General features: G+C 64.2%; 4 protein-coding genes. All 4 read left to right on the top strand.

Going from position 1 to position 4756, the window contains the following annotated elements:
* Window positions 1-353 precede the first annotated feature (353 nt).
* The 4 genes from B4L36_RS09740 to B4L36_RS09725 all read left to right on the top strand — a co-directional run bounded on the left by B4L36_RS09740 (window position 354) and on the right by B4L36_RS09725 (window position 4711).
* Window positions 354-1586 carry an SAM-dependent methyltransferase gene (locus B4L36_RS09740; protein WP_292956110.1) on the top strand — a complete coding sequence of 411 codons (1233 nt, stop codon included), beginning with the start codon at window positions 354-356 and terminating at the stop codon, window positions 1584-1586.
* Window positions 1587-2014: 428 nt separating this feature from the next.
* Window positions 2015-3406 (top strand): ethylbenzene dehydrogenase-related protein, encoded by a 1392-nt coding sequence (locus B4L36_RS09735; protein WP_292956107.1) that lies wholly within the window; start codon window positions 2015-2017, stop codon window positions 3404-3406.
* A 50-nt stretch (window positions 3407-3456) separates the two neighbouring features.
* Window positions 3457-4155 carry a hypothetical protein gene (locus tag B4L36_RS09730; protein WP_292956104.1) on the top strand — a complete coding sequence of 233 codons (699 nt, stop codon included), beginning with the start codon at window positions 3457-3459 and terminating at the stop codon, window positions 4153-4155.
* 313 nt (window positions 4156-4468) lie between these two features.
* On the top strand, window positions 4469-4711 hold the full coding sequence (locus tag B4L36_RS09725) for a hypothetical protein (RefSeq protein WP_292956101.1): 243 nt from the start codon (window positions 4469-4471) through the stop codon (window positions 4709-4711).
* Window positions 4712-4756: the final 45 nt, after the last annotated feature.

Raw genomic sequence — 4756 nt, 5'->3', positions numbered from 1 at the left:
GATGATCGGCCAAGCGGCCTTGAGCGGCGGATTGACCGCGGTATTGACGGCCAGCATGTCGTAAAGCGCCCAGGCCGCCGCGGCCATGCCGAACCCATACCAGGACAGGACGAACCACGGCTCTGCAAGAAATCCAGGAAACGCCACTGCGGGCCCTCCGGGCAGTCCAACATTCCGGCCCGCGCGGCGCAGGCACCCGAGGGTTCAACCATCCGGCTGCTTTCAGGTTCCGCAGTCCGGGCGACTTTTCGGCAGGATGCGGGGAACATCCCGCCTTTACAGAACGTTCAGCGGGCGGCACCGTTCGAATAACGGCGCCGACCCCGGATATGCTGCTGCATGGGTAAATCCTGATGTGGATGACATTTCTTGACCAGTTGCTGAGACAGGCGGTGCGGCAGGGAACCCTGATTGTCCACCCGCCCACGGGATCACCCAGCCGTTACGGGGACGGCACGGGCCAGCCGGTGACGGTCCGGATAAACGATCCAAGCTTGCCCCGCCGCATCATGCTGAACCCGGATCTGGGGATCGGAGAAGGCTACATGGACGGCACCTTCACGATCGATGGCGACGATCTTCACGGATTTCTGCGGCTCGCCATTCTCAACAGCGCGAATGCGTGGAAGCATCCCCTTCATCGCATGTTGTGGAAATTGCGTTATCTGGCGCGCGTGACCCGTCAATATAACCCGGCAAGACGCGCGCGCGCACGCGTTGCGCACCATTATGATCTGTCGGGCGAACTCTACGATCTCTTTCTCGACGCCGACAAGCAGTACAGTTGCGCCTATTTCCATTCGGAAACGGACACGCTGGAGCAGGCGCAGGCGCAGAAAAAGGCGCATATCGCCAAAAAACTGCTGATCGAGCCGGGCATGAACGTGCTGGACATCGGGTGCGGCTGGGGCGGCCTGGGGCTGACCCTCGCGCGTGATCACGGCGCCCGGGTGCTTGGCGTCACGCTCAGCGAAGAACAGCACCGCGTTGCCAATGAACGCGCCCGCGCCGCCGGGTTGTCCGACCGGGCGAGGTTTCAGCTGATGGATTATCGCGAGGTCGAGGGCAGGTTCGACCGCGTCGTCTCTGTCGGCATGTTCGAACATGTCGGAAGCCCGCATTACCGCGCGTATTTTCGCACCGTTCACGACAAGCTGCTGCCCGATGGCATCGCCCTGATCCATACCATCGGCCGCACGTTGCCCCCCGGCGCCAATTCACCCTGGATCGAGAAATACATCTTCCCGGGCGGCTATATCCCGGCATTGTCGGAAATGATGGCAGCGGCGGAAAAGGCCGATCTGATGTCTCAGGACATCGAGGTCTGGAGGATGCACTACGCCCTTACCCTGCGCCATTGGCACGACCGTTTCATGTCAAACATCGACCGTGTTCGCGACCTCTATGACGACCGGTTCTGCCGCATGTGGCGATACTATCTTGCGGCATGCGAACAGACCTTCCGCCACAACAGGCAGGTCGTGTTCCAGGTGCAGCTTGCCCGCAAGGTAGACGCCGTGCCGATCACGCGGGACTATCTCTACGCCGCGCCCCGGATGCAACAACGCGACATGGCGGCCGAGTAGCGCCAACGATTCCCGGATCGCGCCGGTCGGCCGAAGGGTCCGGACCAGATCCTGCGCCGATCCGACGCAATCCCTAGATGTGATTTCCAGCCCCGCGCATGACCCGGATGGGGAAACCAGCGCACTGGCAGGCGGCATGAAGCCCCTGCCGCTGCGGGCCCCGGATCGACCGGCCAGAAAAACGCGGCTGCCGTGTGCCGCCGGTCTTCGCGCGAAGCGGCTGCCAGAATTCGCCCAGGATCAACGGGATCAGTAATGGATCGCGCGGCCAAGCGTCCTTACCTGAAGCCGGCGCGACGATCCGGCGGTCAAGGAAGGAACGATGACGATCAAGCGGTGGCAAGCGTCTGGTCAGACCGACCTTCGACCATGAAACAGACGTGAATTCGCGGCAGCGCACAAGCCCGCCCGCGGAGGGGGACGATGGAATGGCAACACGAGTGACGTATCTGGTCGCCTCAACGGCGATCTTTTCAGGCCTGCTGGTCGCGGCCTGGCTGACGCATGGCACCGGCATCGTCAGGGACGATCCCGAACGCAACATCGTCATTCCCGACGAATTGAACAGCACCTTGCAGGTCAAGGTCGCCTATGACGGCGAGACGATCTGGTTCCGGTATCGCTGGCCGGCGCCCGATCCGAACCTGATCAACGACCTGCTTGTCCTTGAAAACGGTGGCTGGTCTCTGCGCAAGGGGTCCGAGGTCGGGCCGGACCCGGACCGGCTGGTGCAGGACCGCGTGGCAATGATGGTCGATGACGGATCGGTGCCGCTGTTCTCGCGCTATGGCGGCTATATCACCGTCGGCGACGGGCTGACCAGCTTCACCGGCGTGCCCGAGACCGCGGAGGAGCGCAGCAAATACCTGCCCGAAACGCGCGCGGAGCCAAACAATTTCGACAGCATCCGCCCGGTCAGTGAACTGCAACAACTGCGCGAGGCGGGCTATTTCCTCGATCTGTGGGATTGGCAGTCCGCCCGCACCAATCCGCTGGCGCAGGCCGATGATACATCTGTCGGCGCGGCGCGCGAACCGGATGCAGGCATGGCGCCCTACATTTCCAACTTCGACGAGAGGACAGGCTCGCCGCGCTTCATGTTCGACCCCGACACCGATCCGGGCGCGCCGCTGACCGTCGATGCCGCGACCGCCGGAGAGGTCGGGTTCGACACCGCCTATTTCCTGTCGCAGGCCGCAGCGGTGCCTTTCGATCCGGCCGCCGGCTGGCAAGAGGGCGACACCCTTCCGGCGCAGGTGCTGCGGGCGGGTACGGGATCGCGCGCGGACATCGCCATGCCGGCCGCGGCGCGCTGGCGCAACGGGTTCTGGGACGTGACGCTGCAACGCGCCATGGATACCGGCGATCCGCTGGAAGACAAGATCTTCCGCGAGGGCGGCAGCTATGACCTGGCCTTCGCGGTGTTTCGCAACTCGGCCACGATGCGCTGGCACTATGTCTCGTTGCCGGTCTCGCTGGGGCTGGACCAGCCGGCGCAGATCACCGCACGCCCGTCCCCGCCGGGCCAGCCCGATTTCACCGGTCCCTGGACCGAGGTGCCGATCTATTATCCCGGCCAGGTCACCTGGGGTCGCCTGACCGACCCGCGCCAGCACCCCGGTGCGGACCGGATCGCGGCGCGTGTGCCGGCCGCCTACCAGCACAGCGAACGCCAGCTTGCGCTTTACGGGATCGAGATGGAATTTGCTCCGCAGATCCGCCGCCAATGGCTCTGGACCCTGGGGCTCAGCCTGTCGCTGATCGTGGCATTCGGCGTCGCCATGGTCCTGCTGTTCCGTCGCCCGGAGGGGACGGCATGAGCCTGCGTTGCAAAGCGGATCACCACATATCCGAACCCGGGGAACGGACCATGACACCTGCCCATCCATATCTGCCGACGCTGCGAACCGCGCTGGCCACGACCGCGCTGCTGGCGCTTGGCGCCGGCGCCGCGCGGGCGCATGGCGGCGGCGGCGGCGTCGAAACGGCGGTCGAAGGGATGGCCGGATTTTCGCTTTCGCCGGTCTACCACATCCTCGTGGTGCATTTCCCGATCGCGCTCTGGCTGACGGCGGCGCTGTTCGTCTTCTTCCGGGTGTTTTCGGATTCCGTGCTTGCGGTGCGCCTGGAAAAATCGGTCTGGCCGCTGATCCTGCTGGGCTCGCTGGCCGGGTTCATGGCCTATGGTCTGGGATTGTCGATCTATCCCTGGTCGGCCATCACCCAGTCGCCGCTGGGCCGCAACCATATCATGCTGGCAACCTGGACGCTGAGCTACTGGACGGTGCTGGGCGTGCTTGGCTATCGTTATCGCAGTCATCTGTTCGAGGGTGCACAGCGTTGGGTGACATTCGTGATGACGCTGATCGGCGCAACCGTCGTGACCATCACCGGCACGCTGGGCGGATCGCTCAACGGCACGCCGTCGCTGGTGACCAAGACCATCGGCAAGCTGGGATGGGAGGTCTACATGACCTTCTATCTGCCCACCTGGATGCTTTGGGCTTTCGGCCTGGGGGCCGTGGCGATCGTCGCGCTCGGCCTCTTGGGACGACGGGCGCATGCGTGACGGCGACGGCGAAGCGGCCCGGCCCGCCCGTCCGGCCTGATGCCTTCATGTAACGGACGTGACGAGCAGCGTCTTCATTTCAAGCGCCTCATAGATTATGCGGCGCGACGCCAAAAGGAGGAAACGACAATGATCTTCATCCTGATCTCGCTGGGTCTGTCCGCCCCGGTCCTCTGGGCTGCTGTCCGCCCGCAGCCCGTTGCAGTCCGCGCCCCCGTGTCGAACCGATCCGGGCCGGAAGGCCACGGATCCGCGCGGCCGGGTTTCTGATCCCGATCCGCTCGAAATCATCACCTTGCAGGAGACCATGACAATGAACGCGACACGCATCATCGGCTTCGCCTCGGCCGGGCTGCTGGCCATCGCCGGCGCAGCCTTCGCCCACGAGATGGACACCGATCAGGACGGGCTCTACTCGCTAAGTGAAATGCAGACCGAATATGCCGATCTGACACAGCAGGATTACGACGCGCTGGACACCAGCAAGGACGGCGCGGTCGATGCCGAAGAACTGGCGGCGGCAATCGAAAACGGCGCTTTGCCATCGATGGAATAGGGCTTGCCAGGTCAGCCTGCCCGCGCGAGCGACGAGGCAAGGTAT

This window comes from Paracoccus sp. UBA889, from assembly GCA_002294185.1.
Lineage (GTDB): Bacteria > Pseudomonadota > Alphaproteobacteria > Rhodobacterales > Rhodobacteraceae > Paracoccus.
The sequence above is the reverse complement of the archived record's forward strand: the minus strand, read 5'-3'. Positions and strand labels throughout refer to the sequence as shown.

What these genes read in the sequence shown, in the direction of transcription:
- B4L36_RS09740 (WP_292956110.1), top strand. Translation starts at nt 354, where the DNA reads ATGTGGATGACATTTCTTGACCAGTTGCTGAGACAGGCGGTGCGGCAG.
- B4L36_RS09735 (WP_292956107.1), top strand. Translation starts at nt 2,015, where the DNA reads ATGGCAACACGAGTGACGTATCTGGTCGCCTCAACGGCGATCTTTTCA.
- B4L36_RS09730 (WP_292956104.1), top strand. Translation starts at nt 3,457, where the DNA reads ATGACACCTGCCCATCCATATCTGCCGACGCTGCGAACCGCGCTGGCC.
- B4L36_RS09725 (WP_292956101.1), top strand. Translation starts at nt 4,469, where the DNA reads ATGAACGCGACACGCATCATCGGCTTCGCCTCGGCCGGGCTGCTGGCC.